The sequence below is a fragment of the Pedobacter sp. genome (assembly GCF_039594775.1).
In the GTDB taxonomy this organism is placed as follows: Bacteria; Bacteroidota; Bacteroidia; order Sphingobacteriales; family Sphingobacteriaceae; genus Pedobacter.
This window is the reverse complement of sequence record NZ_JBCNMT010000001.1, coordinates 361,033-377,457: the sequence shown is the minus strand read 5'-3', so window position 1 is coordinate 377,457 and position 16,425 is coordinate 361,033. Positions and strand designations below refer to the sequence as shown.

Annotated in this window: 17 protein-coding genes; 11 read left to right on the top strand and 6 right to left on the bottom strand. The window is 40.2% G+C overall.

Features of this window, described 5'->3' with window-relative positions:
* Positions 1 to 57 precede the first annotated feature (57 nt).
* Both ABDV71_RS01720 and ABDV71_RS01715 read right to left on the bottom strand, forming a co-directional pair.
* A complete protein-coding gene (locus ABDV71_RS01720) occupies positions 58 to 591 on the bottom strand; it encodes a GNAT family protein (protein WP_343530695.1) in 534 nt (177 codons plus the stop codon).
* A gap of 12 nt (positions 592 to 603) precedes the next feature.
* Positions 604 to 1,839 carry a serine hydrolase domain-containing protein gene (locus tag ABDV71_RS01715; RefSeq protein WP_343530694.1) on the bottom strand — a complete coding sequence of 412 codons (1,236 nt, stop codon included), beginning with the start codon at positions 1,837 to 1,839 and terminating at the stop codon, positions 604 to 606.
* 448 nt (positions 1,840 to 2,287) lie between these two features.
* Here ABDV71_RS01715 and fumC point away from each other — a divergent pair, with 448 nt between their 5' ends.
* From fumC to ABDV71_RS01695, 4 genes are all read left to right on the top strand, one after another.
* Positions 2,288 to 3,685 (top strand): class II fumarate hydratase, encoded by a 1,398-nt coding sequence (gene fumC, locus ABDV71_RS01710; RefSeq protein ID WP_343530693.1) that lies wholly within the window; start codon positions 2,288 to 2,290, stop codon positions 3,683 to 3,685.
* 38 nt (positions 3,686 to 3,723) lie between these two features.
* Entirely contained in the window at positions 3,724 to 4,233 is a 510-nt protein-coding gene (locus ABDV71_RS01705; protein ID WP_343530692.1) for a fumarate hydratase, read from the top strand.
* Positions 4,234 to 4,289: 56 nt separating this feature from the next.
* Positions 4,290 to 5,081, top strand: a complete 792-nt coding sequence (locus tag ABDV71_RS01700; protein WP_343530691.1) for a S1/P1 nuclease — start codon at positions 4,290 to 4,292, stop codon at positions 5,079 to 5,081.
* A 101-nt stretch (positions 5,082 to 5,182) separates the two neighbouring features.
* Positions 5,183 to 5,620 (top strand): low molecular weight protein-tyrosine-phosphatase, encoded by a 438-nt coding sequence (locus ABDV71_RS01695; protein WP_343530690.1) that lies wholly within the window; start codon positions 5,183 to 5,185, stop codon positions 5,618 to 5,620.
* Here ABDV71_RS01695 and ABDV71_RS01690 read toward each other — a convergent pair.
* Positions 5,609 to 6,283 (bottom strand): hypothetical protein, encoded by a 675-nt coding sequence (locus ABDV71_RS01690; protein ID WP_343530689.1) that lies wholly within the window; start codon positions 6,281 to 6,283, stop codon positions 5,609 to 5,611. The two genes, ABDV71_RS01695 and ABDV71_RS01690, sit on opposite strands and share 12 nt — an antisense overlap.
* A gap of 92 nt (positions 6,284 to 6,375) precedes the next feature.
* Here ABDV71_RS01690 and ABDV71_RS01685 point away from each other — a divergent pair, with 92 nt between their 5' ends.
* From ABDV71_RS01685 to ABDV71_RS01665, 5 genes are all read left to right on the top strand, one after another.
* A complete protein-coding gene (locus ABDV71_RS01685; protein WP_343530688.1) occupies positions 6,376 to 6,921 on the top strand; it encodes a DUF1543 domain-containing protein in 546 nt (181 codons plus the stop codon).
* A gap of 248 nt (positions 6,922 to 7,169) precedes the next feature.
* Positions 7,170 to 8,231, top strand: a complete 1,062-nt coding sequence (gene namA / locus ABDV71_RS01680; RefSeq protein ID WP_343530687.1) for an NADPH dehydrogenase NamA — start codon at positions 7,170 to 7,172, stop codon at positions 8,229 to 8,231.
* Between the two features lie 90 nt (positions 8,232 to 8,321).
* Positions 8,322 to 9,146, top strand: coding sequence for an OmpA family protein (locus ABDV71_RS01675; RefSeq protein ID WP_343530686.1), 825 nt, complete (start codon positions 8,322 to 8,324; stop codon positions 9,144 to 9,146).
* A 208-nt stretch (positions 9,147 to 9,354) separates the two neighbouring features.
* Complete coding sequence (locus ABDV71_RS01670; RefSeq protein ID WP_343530685.1) at positions 9,355 to 9,660, top strand: YbaB/EbfC family nucleoid-associated protein; 306 nt, start codon at positions 9,355 to 9,357, stop codon at positions 9,658 to 9,660.
* Between the two features lie 10 nt (positions 9,661 to 9,670).
* On the top strand, positions 9,671 to 10,348 hold the full coding sequence (locus ABDV71_RS01665; RefSeq protein WP_343530684.1) for a metal-dependent hydrolase: 678 nt from the start codon (positions 9,671 to 9,673) through the stop codon (positions 10,346 to 10,348).
* Between the two features lie 71 nt (positions 10,349 to 10,419).
* Here the strand turns inward: ABDV71_RS01665 and ABDV71_RS01660 are convergent, their stop codons facing one another.
* The 3 genes from ABDV71_RS01660 to polA all read right to left on the bottom strand — a co-directional run bounded on the left by ABDV71_RS01660 (position 10,420) and on the right by polA (position 14,626).
* Positions 10,420 to 10,773: a hypothetical protein gene (locus ABDV71_RS01660; protein WP_343530683.1), complete on the bottom strand. Its 354-nt coding sequence runs from the start codon at positions 10,771 to 10,773 to the stop codon at positions 10,420 to 10,422.
* A 50-nt stretch (positions 10,774 to 10,823) separates the two neighbouring features.
* A complete protein-coding gene (locus ABDV71_RS01655) occupies positions 10,824 to 11,693 on the bottom strand; it encodes a TonB family protein (RefSeq protein WP_343530682.1) in 870 nt (289 codons plus the stop codon).
* A 125-nt stretch (positions 11,694 to 11,818) separates the two neighbouring features.
* Entirely contained in the window at positions 11,819 to 14,626 is a 2,808-nt protein-coding gene (gene polA, locus ABDV71_RS01650) for a DNA polymerase I (RefSeq protein ID WP_343530681.1), read from the bottom strand.
* Between the two features lie 135 nt (positions 14,627 to 14,761).
* Here polA and ABDV71_RS01645 point away from each other — a divergent pair, with 135 nt between their 5' ends.
* Positions 14,762 to 15,529, top strand: coding sequence for a hypothetical protein (locus tag ABDV71_RS01645; RefSeq protein WP_343530680.1), 768 nt, complete (start codon positions 14,762 to 14,764; stop codon positions 15,527 to 15,529).
* 211 nt (positions 15,530 to 15,740) lie between these two features.
* Entirely contained in the window at positions 15,741 to 16,421 is a 681-nt protein-coding gene (locus ABDV71_RS01640) for a hypothetical protein (RefSeq protein ID WP_343530679.1), read from the top strand.
* Positions 16,422 to 16,425 lie beyond the last annotated feature (4 nt).

Sequence of the window (16,425 nt, the reverse complement as noted above, 5' to 3'; positions counted from 1 at the left end):
CAGAAAAGAAGGTAATTGCGTTTATTTTAGATATGAGAAACTATGGCTCACAAATTATCAATCTGTTTTTAACTTAGAATAGATATCAATACTTAAGAATTTGCCATCTTTTACTTCACAATCTCTCATGGTGCCTTCATGCTTGAAGTTAAGTTTCTCAATTGCTTTTTTACAGTTGATGTTATCACTCTCAACAAAACCTTCAATTCTATTTAGCTCTAGCACTTCAAAACCGTAATTGCAAATTAGGGGGAATGCTTCTTGCATCAAACCCTTGCCCCAGAATTCAGGGATTAGCCAAAATCCAATCTCGGCTTTTTTGTGTTGTTTACTCAGGTTGTTGAAACCACCCGCACCATAAAAAATCTGACCATCTGTAGAGCAAATAGCCCACCAAATTCCAGTTTCGCTTTCCTCCAGTTCCCTGTACCAAATCATTTGTTCTTCTGTGGCTTCTAGCGAAGTAAAACTAATTCCATAGTATTTGATTACATCTGGTTGCGACAAACCTTTGTAGATATTTTGTATATCTTCTGATATTATTTTTCTTAGAAGAAGTCTATCCGTTTTTATGGTTGTGGCCGCACTCATTAGTCTTAGCAATTAATCCTCGTCGCTGCCTGGAATAGAGCCTGCGCCGGTGTATGCTCCTTTACGGATAATCGGCATTTTTAAATATTTGTAAAGCTCATCCAAGTGCATTAAGCTTCCATTAGTGAGGTTGCCTAAAAAGATGACCACAATATCCTTATCCAAATCCCGCACGTAAATGTGGCGGAAACCATGCCACCACCCCGTATGGTAAACCACTTTATCCATACCTTTGCCATCAAACATACGCCAGCCGTAACCATAGTTAAAGTGACCGTTTACAGGCTTGTTACGACCTACATAAGCGGAATCCAAGGAGCTGTTTTTAAGTAGTCTTTCATTGCGCAGGTACTTGTCGTAAAGTACTAAATCATGAAGCGTGCTGTAAATTCCTTTATCGCCAACAGGGCCATCTAAGAAATTTTGCACTACAGAGTATCGGAAGCTATTGCGGTCGTGACCAACCACATCTACAGGGATTTTATCGTATTCAGCTTTGGAATAAACATGGGTGTTTTTCATTCCGGCAGGTTTGAAGATATGCTCCATCATGTATTGCGAGTAGCGCATGCCACTAACCTTCTCGACAATGGCGCCCAATACCATATAGTTGGAATTATTATAATGAAATACCTTATCGGGTTTGGTATAAGGGTTTGGCTTTTTCTCGGCAATTACCTGCATCACTTCCTGATTGGTAATTCCCTTTTTCATATCCTTTTTTTCTTTTCGCCAAATGTCGTCAATAAAATAAACGTAGTTCATCATACCACTGCGGTGTGGAAGTAAAAGCCTTACGGTAATTCCTTCGTATGGAAAATTAGGGAAGAACTTTTTCACGTTGTCATCTAAACTTAACTTGCCAGCTTCTACCAGCTGCATAATTGCCGTGCCTGTAAAGGTTTTGGTAATGGATGCCAATTCAAACTCCGAATTTATTTTTAAGCTATCGCGATGTAGGTAGTCGGCCCAACCTTTGGCTCCCTCGTAAATAATTTTGCCTTTTTTGGCTACCAGTACGTTTCCGTTGAAGGAGTATTTTTTATGAAGATTGTTTACAAAATCAGCTATCCATTTATCTTCCTTCTTTTTATCGTAAACTAATAACAGACTATCCGCTTTATCATCCTCGGGTTTTCTAACTTTTTTGTCTTCTGCAGTTTTCTTTTCCTTTTCCTCTTTGCTGGTGCAAGCATTTAACGTAAATATGGATAAAGTTATAGCGGTTAATAGTATTTTGAATCTCATTGATGTGTGGCAACGTGGTTATAAAAGCTGGAAAATTAAGCATTCTTAAAAACTTAACGGTAAAAGAGTTTTAAACATTGTTTTTGTTTAGAGATTTTAGGCCGCAGATGTACAAATGTTCTTTTATGCGTTTAAAAATGCATGCTAAATTTAGGATTGACAAGGTTGATGTAGTGTAAGGTGTTAAATAAACCCGATGGTAGCGCCTGCCTGCGGTAGGCAGGGAAATACTTTTTGTTTTAGGTAAAACCTCATAGGTTTATAAACGATATGCAAGTAAACCTATGAGGTTTGTGTTATGGCAAACAAAATATTGTAGGCAACAGCGGGGCTATAACTGCCCAAAAGCTTGTTCCAATGTTTTTCTAATGTTCGTGTAACGTTTCTAAATAAATTTCCTATAAGGTTCAAAAAGGTTAAATTTGGGCAAAAATAATTTTGTATTACCATGAGTTTTAGAATAGAACACGATACCATGGGCGAGGTACAAGTACCTGCCGATAAATACTGGGGCGCACAAACTGAACGCTCTAGAAACAATTTCAAAATTGGACCTGAGGCTTCGATGCCTAAGGAAATCATCCATGCTTTTGGCTATTTGAAAAAAGCAGCGGCTTTGGCTAATAATGAATTGGGTGTGCTTTCTACCGAAAAAACTGAACTGATTGCTAAGGCTTGCGATGAGGTAATTGCCGGTAAATTAGATGACCAGTTTCCATTGGTAATTTGGCAAACAGGTTCCGGTACGCAAAGCAATATGAACGGCAACGAGGTGATTGCTAACCGTGGTCATGTGATTGGTGGCGGTAATTTGTTAGATGAGCAAAAATCATTGCACCCGAATGATGACGTGAACAAATCGCAATCATCAAACGATACTTACCCAACAGCCATGCACATTGCGGCTTACAAACAGGCGGTTGAGGTTACTGTACCGGGCATTGAGAAATTACGCGATACCTTAGCCGCAAAAGCCGAAGGTTGGGGCGACATTGTAAAAACGGGGCGTACGCACTTTATGGATGCTACGCCTTTAACTTTAAAGCAAGAGTTTTCGGGCTATGTGCAACAATTGAACAATGGCTTAAGGGCTATTAAAAATGCCTTGGAAATGATTGCTGAGTTGGCACTAGGTGGTACCGCAGTAGGTACAGGCTTGAATACGCCTAAAGGTTATGATGTGTTGGTGGCTAAAAAAATCGCTGAGTTAACTGGTTTGCCTTTCGTAACTGCTCCTAATAAATTTGAAGCTTTGGCGGCTCACGATGCGATGGTGGAGCTTTCTGGGGCTTATAAGCGCGTAGCGGTTTCGTTGATGAAAATTGCGAACGACATTCGTATGTTAAGCTCTGGCCCACGTTGCGGTATTGGCGAAATCATTATTCCTGACAACGAGCCTGGGTCGTCGATCATGCCAGGAAAGGTTAACCCTACACAGCCAGAAGCTTTGACCATGGTTTGTGCACAGGTAATGGGTAATGATGTTGCCGTGAGCATTGGTGCAAGCAACGGACATTTTGAGCTGAACGTTTTTAAACCCGTAATTGCAGCAAACGTATTGCAAAGCGGTCGTTTAATTGGTGATGCTTGCGTTTCTTTCAACGATAAATGTGCGGAAGGGATTGAGCCTAACCGTCCGGTAATTAAACAGCACATGGAAAACTCATTGATGTTGGTTACTGCTTTGAACCCTCACATTGGTTACGAAAACGCTGCTAAAATTGCCAAAAAAGCGCATAAAGAAAATAAAACATTAAGAGAAGCCGCTATTGAGCTTGGTTTGTTAACTGATGAGCAGTTTACTGCTTGGGTTAAACCAGAGGATATGGTTGGTAGCTTGAAATAATTTTTTGGGTTGAAAGTTAAAAGTTTAATGTTGATGCAATGATGAATAAAAAGGGCCTTTACTTTTTGCTTTTTACTTTCAACTTTTTACTTCTTGTATTCTCCTGCTCCCGTCTCCCCAATGTACAGGGCAAGGGCGAAACCTTTCTTCAAGGCGTTTGGAACCAAGATAGCATTGCCAATAAGGAACAAATGCAATCGTATACCCGGCATCAATTTAGGTTTACTTGCGATTCGTTTTATGTAGACCTGGTGACGCATTCTAAAGTAAATTACTACGAAGAGGATTGCTTTAACAATGGCGAGTGGAAGGAATACGCGAAAGGAACTTACCAGGTACGTAATGATACCTTAATGTTAGTTGGCGATTTTACCAAAGCAAATTACAAGCAAAAGGTTTCGGGCTGTTACCGTCTTGGCAGGTACTTAACCAATTTTAAGGTGAAGTCGTGGAATGCCGAGCAGTTGCAATTGGAAAACCTGAGCGACCAAACGGAAGTAAAACTTAATTTAAAAGAGAAAATAACCTGCGTTCAAAAGGCGCTTTGATAGTCCGAAAAGACGGGGAGTCAGAAAGTCGGAGCATTCACTCATTCAAAATCAAAATGAAAAATTTAAAAAGATTAATCTTAGCATTTGCCTTTATTTATACTCCAATTGCGGCCAACGCTTGGGGCGTGTTGGGCCACCGTATTGTAGGTGAGGTTGCTGACAGCTATTTGAGCGCTAATGCGCGTAAAGCCATTAAGCAAATTTTAGGGAACGAAACCTTGGCCATGAGCGCTAACTGGGCCGATTTCATTAAATCGGACACCAGCTACAGGTACCTGAACAACTGGCATTATGTAAACTTGCCAGAAGGTTTGGATAAATCGGGTATAAGCAACTATTTAGATGGCTTTAAAGATGCAAACATCTACAGCAAGACCAACGAGATGATTGCCTTGTTGAAAGACCCTAAAACTTCTGCAGAGAAAAAAGTATTTGCCATGCGTTTATTGGTTCACTTAATTGGTGATATGCACCAGCCCATGCACACCGCTAGAAAAGAAGACTTGGGCGGTAATAGAATTTCGGTGATGTGGTTTGGTCAAAAATCTAACCTGCACAGGGTTTGGGATGAGCAGTTAATTGATTTTCAACAGTTAAGTTATACAGAGTACACTAAGGCCATTAACTTTGCTACACCGCAACAGATAAACGAGTGGAATAAAGCAAGTTTAAAAGATTGCATCTTCGAATCGTACCAAGTTTGCAATAAAATTTATGCAACAGGTATTAAAAATGATGACAAACTGAGCTATAACTACAATTTTGATTGGATTGGGACTGTAAATGAGCAGTTGTTAAAAGGTGGCGTTCGTTTGGCAAACATTTTAAACGGAATTTATAAGTAGTTGGTTAATTGTTCGAATTGATAAATTGTTTAATTGCTGAAGCTCGATGAGTGGTCTTTGGTCTTTATTCTTTGCTCTTTAATCTTTATTTCCTCTCAAAAATGAAAATACTAATGGTTTGTTTGGGTAATATCTGCCGCTCGCCCTTGGCACACGGTATATTACAGCACTTGGCCAATCAAGAAAATTTAGGTTGGCAGGTGCATAGTGCTGGTACAGGAGATTGGCATGTGGGTAATCCGCCCGACCGACGGAGCGTATTGGCTGCACGAAGCTTAGGTTATGATATCTCTGCACAAAGAGCCAGACATTTTAACAAGGCCTTTTTTGACGAATACGACCATATTTTGGTGATGGATAGGAACAACCTAAGGGATGTATTGGATTTGGCCAAAACAGAAGAGCATCGACAAAAGGTAAGATTGTTTTTGCCAGATGGTGAAGTGACCGACCCTTATTACGACAACGATTTATTTGTGCCCGTGAGCTTGGAAGTAGAGCAGCGCTGCAAAGAAATATTAAAGGAGCTACGTGGTTAGCTCCTTTTTGTTTTGGGTCAAATAAATGTAGTTGAACATACAAAAAGTAGCGATAGCACCAAAGGTGTGCCACAAGAAATGTGTGCCAAAACTGAACCATTCCCACTTATCCGCAATGCGAAAGGTAAGTGCCAAAGCAAAAGATGATAAGGCGTAGCCTACCCATTTCCCCGCTTTCCATTTGGTATAGATCAGGTATTTTAACACAGGGAGCAGTACCAGCAGGGCCATTAACGCATAGTTGATGTTTACAAAAAGGTGGATATTGTCGGCACTTAGCCAGTTCCTAATGGAAAACTGTAGGCCTACATAACCCAGTACCATTAATACCGCATAATACCACCTACTGCTTTGGGCCAAAAAATAAACTCCTGCCGAAACGCAAAGTAGCATAATGGGCATCCAATCCATCATGATAAAAACGCTCCATTGCCTTAATGCATGGTACACCGTACCACCAATACCACCAATGTATAGCAATATAAGGCAATAGCTAAGAAAGGGATTTGATTTGAAGTTTCCCTTCATTTTAACCGTCCAGTATAAGGCAATGATTAAAAAGAAACCAGAAGTAATGGCGTTAAATGGCTCGGGAAAAAGCTGTGCCATATTGGTTTCGGTATAGAGCATGCCGCCATCGGGCGGAAGTTGGTTAACAAGCATATGGTCTTTTTTTTGAATAACGTGAAGATAATTGTTTTTGTTTTAGCTTAACTTTATGCTTTCATTAAGGAATATCTGACAAAACAAATTTCATGACGACACCAAAACTTTTTATGCTTTTATTGGGCTGCAAACCACAAGGCAGACATACGGAGCAGCACGACATCTTTTTTGCCATAGCAACGGAGCTAAAGGAATTGGTGCCTGCCATCAAGCAGTTTTGGCCCGATGCAAATGGAAAGATTCATTTGGATGCTTATCGAGTAGTCAATCATGTAGATGGCTATAAGGTAGATATTATAGAGAAACCAACACAAAGTGAAGTAGATCAAAAGCTGTTCTTTTTGAATTTGGGAGGCTATCAAAGCAATGTGTTTGAGGAGATACATTACAAAATGTTGATGGTGGCACCTGATAAGGCAACGGCGACCGCCAATGCCAAAAGTAGTCCCTTTTTTAAACAATATTTTAGCCCTCACATTGACGATAAATACGGAGTAGATGTGGACGATGTTTTTGATATCGAAGAAGCGTTACCCCTAGAAATGAAACAAAAATATACTATTCAGTTTATAAAAGCAGAAGCGTTGCCAGATGACGAAATTGTACTGGGGTATATGCCCGTAGATAAGCTTTAGTGAAGATTCTATCTCCGAAAAAGATTTAAAAAAAGAAGGTCGATGCATCCATATTGCCCGCCAAACTATTAAGGAATTAAGAAGCACTTGTTTATGCCTCAAATCTAAGCGAGTAGTTATTAAAGTATATCCAGATGTCTGCCAAAAGCAGCTATCCGTTGTTAAAATTTTGTCACCCTAGCTTCACAACTTTTTCAAGGCTTAGTAATTGGATGTAATCTTCTTAAATTGCATTTAAAAGCAAGTGTATGTCAATCTTATTTTCTCCCATAAAAATTAAAAACCTGACGCTCAAAAACCGTATCGTGGTTTCACCAATGTGTCAATATTCCTCTGTAGATGGCTTTGCCAACAACTGGCATTTGGTACATCTGGGGAGTAGGGCCGTAGGTGGTGCAGGGTTAATCATTACCGAGGCTACGTCTGTTTCTCCTGAAGGACGAATTTCTATTGTCGATTTGGGTATCTGGAAAGATGAGCATCAGGAAAAGTTAAGGGAAATCGTAGATTTTGTACATGCTAATGGTGCCGCTATTGGCGTACAGTTGGCACATGCAGGTCGTAAGGCAAGTTTTGATGTGCCTTGGGAAAGTCCTACACAATTAAGCAAAGAAAATGGTGGCTGGGATACCGTGGCGCCAAGTGCCATTCAATTTAACCCGAAGGATAAAATGCCTATTGCATTAGATTTGAAAGGCATTGAAAAGGTAAAAGCTGATTTTAAGGCCGCAACCTTGCGTGCTTTGGAAGTTGGCTTTGATGTGGTAGAGATTCATGCGGCCCATGGTTATTTGTTGCACCAATTCCTATCTCCCTTAAGCAATCAACGTACTGATGGATATGGAGGTAATTTTGAGAATAGGATACGTTTGTTGCTCGAAGTGGTAGCTGTTGTTCAAGAAGTTTGGCCGGCTGATAGACCTTTGTTTGTTCGTATATCGGCAACGGATTGGGTACAGGGCGGTTGGAATGAAGATGAATCGGTGCAATTGGCTAAAATTTTGAAGGAAAACGGGGCTGATGTGATTGATACTTCCACTGGGGGGCTGTCGAGAGAGCAACAGATTCCGGTGGAGCCTGGCTACCAGGTACGTTTTGCAGAACAGATCAAACAACAAACGGGAATGATTACCGGGGCTGTGGGGCTAATTACCAGAGCTCAACAGAGTGAAGCTATTTTAAGGGAAGGCAAGGCAGATCTGATTTTTATGGCCAGAGAACTGCTCAGAGATCCTTACTTTCCGTTGCGCGGCGCAAAGGAGTTGGGCGATGACGTGTTGTGGCCTTCGCAATATCAAAGAGCTAAATAAGAGGAAATTACGGGCGGGAAACATAAAAGAGCTCAATTTTTGTAAAGAACGAAGTTTTTCTATCTTTATATGGCCAAATGTTAAACGTCTATGCAAAACAGAGGATTTATATTGATCCTATTCTCACTCTTTGTTCTCACTGGCAATGCCTTTGCACAGAAAACAAAGACCACCAGCTTTTTCTTTGAAACGGATCTAAGCACCTTAGACAATAAACAAACGGAGAGCTTCGGCCAGTTTATCAACGAGCTCGATTTGACTGGTATTCTTTCCATTGCAATTTTGGGTTATTGCGATGACCGTGGCCGAATTGGTTATAACGATACGCTTTCTGTTAAAAGGGCCAATCATATGAAAGAACTGTTATTGGCTAGAGGAATTATTGAGGAAAAGATTAGACTTTTAACTGGGCATGGAAAAGTTGACCTTTCTCAGAAAAATAATATTGCTCAGCAGCGAACATATAATAGACGGGTAGATGTGGTAATTAGCTATGCCAAGCGTAATTTGGCCGCAGACAATTCTATTTTATCGGATACCCTAAAAGTGGGAGATAAAATTGTGCTGGAGAATATTTTGTTTGAAAATAGCCGGTCAGTGCTTTTGGAGGAATCCATTCCTGTGCTGGAGAAAATTACCAAAACGATTAAAGAAAAACCACAATATAACATCGCCATCCTAGGGCATATTTGCTGTAACCCGCCAAATAGGGATGTGAAGGATTTTGAAACCGGAGAATATAACCTTTCGCATGCAAGAGCAAAAATTATCTATGATTATTTAATTTATAAGGGGGTTGACCCCAAGCGGCTTGCCTACAAGGGTATGATGGCTAACTATCCGTTGGGTAAAGGAGAGAAATACGATAGAAGGGTTGAACTGCAAATTACAGGTATTAATAAGGTTGGTAATTAAGCTTTAAATTTTAATACCTGTTCAAAATAAAATATTAAATAAACCACTTAGACACCTTAGTTCATCTGAGCACTTTGCAAAGAAAACTAAAATGTTCTTAGGTGGTTAAAAACCATCGTTCAAAAAGAAAATTAAAACCTTATTACTAGCGTTACGGTTTAACTTATAGGTTTTTTGCTAATTTTAAACTTCAATAAAATAAAAGCACATGTTTGATAAATTAATGGCCGCACAAGGCAAGGCCGAAGAAATAAAGAAGAGATTAGATGGTATTTCGGTATTTGGAGAAGTAGAAGGTGGTGCTATTAAAGTTACTGCAACGGCTAACAAAGCCATTACAGGCATCAGCATTACCGATGAATTTTACGAGCAGGCAGACAAAGAAGAATTGGAAGAGCTTCTGCAAGCTGCGGTAAATAAAGCTTTGGCGCAAGCAGACCAAGTGAGTGCAGTGGAAATGCAGGCTGCCACAAAGGAAATGTTCGGTGGTTTTGGAGGTTTATTTGGACAATAATCAATAAGTTATGAAGTATACGTATTACGGACAATCTTGTTTCCTGCTAGAAACTTCTTCGGCAAAACTGTTGTTTGATCCTTTCATTAGCGGTAATCCGCTGGCAAAACATGTTAAAGTAGAAGAAATTGCGGCCGACTATATTTTGGTGAGCCACGGTCATGGCGACCACGTGGCGGATTTGGTTGATATTGCCAAAAGGACCAATGCTAAAGTGATTTGTATGCCCGAAATTGCTGGCTGGTTGCAAAAGCAAGGGGTGACCAATATCCACGACATGAACATTGGTAAATTCAAGTTTGATTTTGGAACGGTACGCATGGTGGCGGCTACGCACTCTAGCAGTTTGCCAGATGGCTCTTATGGTGGTAATCCTGCCGGCTTTGTATTAGATGCAGATGGAATGCAGATTTATTTTGCCGGGGATACAGGCTTAACACTTGAGATGAAGTTACTGGCAGGGCTGTATCAGTTAGAATATGCTATTTTGCCAATTGGTGGCAATTATACCATGGATCCTGATGATGCGGTGATCGCGGCAGCATATGTAAACTGCGATAAGGTAATTGGGGTACATTATGATTCGTTCCCGGTAATTACAATCGATAAGAATTTTGCAGTAGAGAGCTTTAAGAGAGCTCAAAAGACATTGTTGTTGCCAGCTATTGGCGAAACGATAGTCCTGTAGAAATATATTAGACTTACGAAGTTTTTAAAACTTCGTAAGTCTCTAGCTTAACTTTTGTAGTTTGATAAAGCTTAGCCTTTCTTTTTAGCAGCTTCTTTGTTTGCTTTGTACCTCATGTCAGCGGTACCATCTTTTTTCTTAGGTCCTGGAGCTACTACTTTGGTTGTTTTGTTCTCTTTGTAGCGCATGTCTGGCGTACCATCCGCCTTTAACTTTGCACCAGTGCTTTCTACTTTTTTCTCTGCTTTTTTAGCTTCGGTCTTAACGTCGGCTTTAGCGGTAGTGGTCGCTTTTTTAGCTTCGGTTTTAACGGCAGTGGCAGCTTTTTTTGGAGCTTGTTTAACGGTTGTTGTGGTTGCAGTTTGTGCAAAAGAGGTGCTAAAGCCAAATAGGGCAATAGCAGCTAGGGTTAACATTTTTTTCATGGTTTACTATTTGATTTAGGTGGTTTAATAACGAACTAATTTACAGATTATTATTTTCTCAAAGAAAACTTAATTGGAACATTATATTTTGTGTCTACCACCTCTCCAAACATTTTTCCGGGAATCCAGTCTGAAGACGATTTTAATACTCTTATCGCCTCTATGGTCAGCTCGTTGTTAGGAGATTCTACTACTTCAATATTATCAAGGTCGCCATTCTTTTTAACGGTAAAGCTTAACTTAACCGTTCCTTGCACACCGTCTCTTGCCAATTGTACAGGATACCTTATTTCTGACGCCAAGTGCTTATAAAACTGATTGATTCCTCCTTTATAAGTAGGTGGCGCAAACAAGTCATCGTAGGTGGCAGGCTTCCCATCTTTATAAAAATATTCTGCTTGACTTTTCTTCCCATATATATCATAGGTTTCTTTGCCAGCCAGCTTTGCATTGCTATAATAAAGCTTCCATTCGCCTATTTTTCTATTGTCTTCATACATTCCCTCTTTTTGTACTTGTTGGCCATTCCAGTACTCTACAGCTTTGCCGTTTAACTTGCCATGAACAAAGTTTTCTACTTTCCTGACCTGTTCTTCGCTGTTGTAAGTGGTCCACTCACCATGTTTGTGGCCTTTGTCGTATTCACCTTTTTCCCTAAGCTTCCCTTTTTGATAGCTGGCGAACGGGCCTTTTCTAATGGTTAAATCTTTGTCTTCAAAATTGATGACTTCTTGCGCTATGTCTTTTCTGTCGTAAAAAGTAACCTGATAAAACTGGCCAACATGTTTTACCACGGGTCTCCATTTAGAACGGATAGGGTCTTTGGTGTACATTGGACTATTGTATATCAGCGTAGTGTCTTGCTGGGCAAAGCCAATTTTAGTAATGGCTAGCAAAAGGATGAGCATTAGTTTTTTCATATGATTGTTTTTTGGTTGGTTCGTTGTTTGGTTCTGGATTCCGTCATTGCGAGGTACGAAGCAATCTATTTGAAGGCATAGGTATACGCTTGAGATTGCTTCGTGCCTCGCAATGACAGAAGTGGCTAATGTGCTTCGAGCCAGTTTAACCCTTCGCCAATTTCAATTTCAATAGGTACTTCAGTTTTAATGGCGGTTTTCATCCTATGGGTAATAATTTCTTTTACTTGTTCTTTTTCACCTTTGATTACATCAAACACCAACTCATCATGTACCTGCATGGTCATTTTCGATTGTAGTTTTTGCGCTACCATATCTTTATGGATGTTGATCATGGCAATTTTAATCATATCTGCAGCAGAGCCTTGTATAGGAGCATTAATGGCATTTCGTTCTGCGTAACCTCTAACGGTCATGTTTGCTGAGTTGATGTCTCTTAAATACCTGCGACGGCCCATGATCGTTTCTACATAACCATTTTCACGAGCAAAATTCATCGTGTTGTTCATGTAGTTTTTAATACCCGGATATTGGATGAAATATTGTTCAATGATTTCAGCAGCTTCTTTACGTGGGATGTTCAGGTTTTGCGACAAACCGAAAGCCGATTGTCCGTAGATGATACCGAAATTCACCGCCTTGGCATTTCTACGTTGGGTGGAAGTTACGTCGGCTACATCAATGCCATATACTTTGGCTGCGGTAGCGGTGTGGATATCGATGCCATTTAAAAATGCTTCCAACATGTTCTGTTCCTTACTGATTTCGGCAATGATCCTCAATTCGATCTGCGAGTAATCCGCAGAAAGCAAAATGTGGTTTTCATCTCTAGGAATAAAAGCTTTGCGTACTTCCCTTCCCCTGTCCGTTTTAATAGGGATATTTTGTAGGTTGGGATTGTTGGAACTCAAACGGCCCGTAGCGGCTACCGCTTGATTATAGCTGGTATGAACGCGTCCGGTGCGAGGGTTTACCAATAAAGGTAAAGCATCTACATAGGTTGACTTCAATTTTTGCATTTGGCGGAAATCCAAAATGTCCTGAACAATATCACTTTTGGCTGCTAGGGCCGTTAATACATCTTCGCCGGTTTGGTATTGTCCCGTTTTGGTTTTCTTCGCTTTAGCGTCCAGTTTTAAATGGTCAAACAGTACTTCGCCCAATTGCTTTGGCGAAGCAAGGTTAAACTTAAGCCCCGCTTTGTCGTACACATTCAGTTCGGCCTTTGCAATCTCTTCCTGCAACTGTGCAGAGTAAGTGGTTAAAGTATCAATGTCTATTCTAACCCCTTCTTTTTCCATGTCGGCCAATACGAAAATCAATGGGTTTTCTATGTCTGATGCTAATTTTTGAGCATTTCTTTCCTGTAGCATGGGTTCAAAAACATTGGCCAGTTGCAAGGTCACGTCGGCATCTTCGGCAGCATAATCTACAACCTTTTCAATCGGAACGTCTTTCATGTTCAACTGCCCTTTTCCCTTAGCTCCAATTAAAGAAGTAATAGAGATAGGGGTGTAGCCCAAATAGTTTTCAGAAAGCACGTCCATATTGTGTCGAGTATCAGGGTCAATCAGGTAATGGGCCAACATCGTATCAAACAGTTCGCCCTTAAGCTCAAAGCCATACCATTTCAATACCAACAAATCATATTTAATATTCTGGCCTATTTTGGTAATATTTTCGTTTTCAAAAACGGGTCTAAAATCTTCTAAAATGGCTAACGTTTCTTCTTTGTTTTGTGGTGTTGGAATATAGTATCCTTTTCCAGCTTCTATCGAGAAAGATAAACCTACCAAGTCTACTAAATTGGCGTCTATTCCTGTGGTTTCCGTGTCAAATGAAATCTTTTTTTGCTGTAGCAATAGGTTAACCAGGTCTTTTCTTTTCTCTGCAGTATCTACCAATTGGTAATCGTGCGGTGTATTTTCAATATTTTTGGCATCAATAGGTGTGTCAAATAACGAAGGTTGGTTCTCTATTTCCTTAGAGGGCGGCATAGCTACGGCATTGCCAAACAAATCCTGTTGTATAGAGGCTTTGCCTTCGTTTACGGTAAAGCTTTCTCCAAAAACACGCTTGCCAATGGTCCTGAATTCTAGTTCAGCAAAAAGAGGCTCTAGCAGGTCCTTACTTGGTTCTTCGAGCTGCAAATGCTGCTCGTTAAATTCTATGGGTACGTTTAAAATAATGGTAGCTAGTTTTTTGGAAATCAGTCCCTGCTCTACATGGTTTTCAATATTTTCTTTCTGCTTTCCTTTCAGCTCATGGCTATTGGCAAAAATATTTTCCATGCTGCCGTATTGTTTGATCAAAGCCTTGGCCGTTTTTTCGCCAATGCCCGGAATACCTGGAATATTATCTACCGCATCTCCCCATAGGCCCAAAATATCGATCACTTGGTCAACCCTTTCAATTTCCCATTTGGCCAATACCTCTTTTACACCTAAAATTTCCATTTCATTGCCCATTCGAGCAGGTTTGTAAATAAAGATATTTTCCGAGACCAATTGCGCAAAATCCTTATCAGGCGTCATGCAATATACCTGAAAGCCTTGTTTCTCGCCTTCTTTTGCCAAGGTGCCTATAATGTCGTCGGCCTCGTAGCCATCTTTGGTAATTACTGGAATATTAAAGCCTTCTATCAATCTAAAAATATACGGAATAGCTTTTGACAGGTCCTCGGGCATGGCCTCGCGATGAGCCTTGTAGGCCTCAAACTCTGTATGTCTTTCCGTGGGAGCTTCTGTATCAAAAACAACCGCAATATGCGTAGGCTTTTCCTTTTTAAGTACCTCCAAAAGGGTATTGGTAAAGCCCATTACGGCCGAGGTATTGATGCCTGTAGAGGTAAATCTAGGGTTTTTACTGAGGGCAAAATGCGCACGGTAAATAAGTGCCATTCCATCTAAAAGGAAAAGTTTTTTGTTGCTCATTTTTTATATATTGAGTTGATAGAAATCTTAACCTTGTAAAGTTATAGAATAAGAGCATAGCTGAAGTATATAATTTATTTTTTAGGCGGTTATGTATTTTCTACTGTTTAATCATCAATAGATTAAAACAATTTTATGAAACATTTTCTCTCCTTAATTAGCTTAGTGCTACTCGCATACTGTTCTCAAGCACAATACCCTAAAGTATTTGCTGTTTTGCAGTTCGAAAACCTTGTTAATGAAGTTAAACCCACTTATGGGACTTTGGAACAGCCCGTTGAAAGTGGTGCTTTTATCCATATGGCTAACCCTAAGTCAAGAAATGCGGGCTTTGTACGACTGTTCAATTCCTATCGGTGGCCAAATGGTGAAAAGATAGATTTTTCGAAACGGGGAAGTACTCAGGGCGGGAGTAAGGGAATTGTAGACCGATATGTTCTGGTTAATCCCGAAAGTAGCGATACTGTTTTCTTATATGTAGATCCCTACAAAACATCGGATAAATATTATGTGCCTAAAGGCATGATTGCACTGACACCTGCGCTTCTTAAAAAAGAAATAGAACCCATTTTACAGCAGATAGAAGAAATTAACCAGGCGGAGGAGGGTTCGAAGCTTATTTTACATGCAGAAGAGGTGATGAGTTATATTTCCCAGAATTTTGATCAGCACAAATTGGTAGACGAAGATAAAGTGGGGCCAATAGTGGAGGATAAAGAGGTAGATAAAATGTTGATGGGTTATTTAATGAGAAGCTATGTTTTTAGCAAGTATTATGCCTTGGCCAAAGACCTTGGGAATGAAGCTGACTACGCCTTTGGCCAAATGAGAAACAACTTTAAAAAGTATGTGAAGTTAAATCCGGAAACAAACACTGGAAAAATAGGGGAATACTTTAAGTAAGAGCGCAAATTTTTGTCCTTGCGTTCTTGGTGAACATCTTATTTTTTTGCGATTAGATTTCACCGCAAAGATTATTGAAGTTGTCGCAAAGTGATGCAAAGACTAAATTGATCATTAACGGTCTTGACTTTGTGTTCTTCACGATTAAATCGCGATTGTTAATAAATGTTATCATCATAACAACACTACATTATTTTGCGTTAATTTGAATATGAAAGTTTTAAAGCTTGTTATGGTCTTCTGTTTGTTGGCGCTAGGTGCCAAAGCGCAAGATGCCGTGCTCATTAGCGAAGGTAATTTTGTAAGGGGGGAAATCAAAGGAACTAACTTCGAATCTGTTTTTATACAACTAGAAGACCAAGGTGTTAAAGAATATAAAGCCAAAGATATTAAGTCGTTTTTGTGGAATGGCGATACTTACGAAAGTAAACCCATTATTGTGGGCAAAAAAGCGGCCATCAAATTTTTTAAACTGATAGAAGGCGGCAAAGTTAACCTATACGCTTACGGAAGCACTTCTGGAGTAGAGGAACCAACCACACAGCCAAGAGTAAAGGCCCGTCCTTCGGTGGGTATTGGTATGGGCACCGGTGGTATTGGTGGCGGACTAGGTGGCGGTGTGAGCATTAACTTGGGAGGTCGAAGAGCCGCACCAGAACAGCCTGCAGGAGCGCCGCCCAAAGCTAAAGTATTCTATTTTATTGAAAAGCCTGGAACTGGGCCTATACAAGAAATTGCTGCCGATGGGTCAAGAACAGCAGCTACTAAAGCGTTATTGCTTCAAAAACTTACGGGCGACGAGGGCTTAACGGAAAGTATTAAGGCTACAGAGGTTTTTGATGAAAAAATGCTGATTGCCTTGGTGAAATCATATAACGAATCTGTGAAGTAAGGGG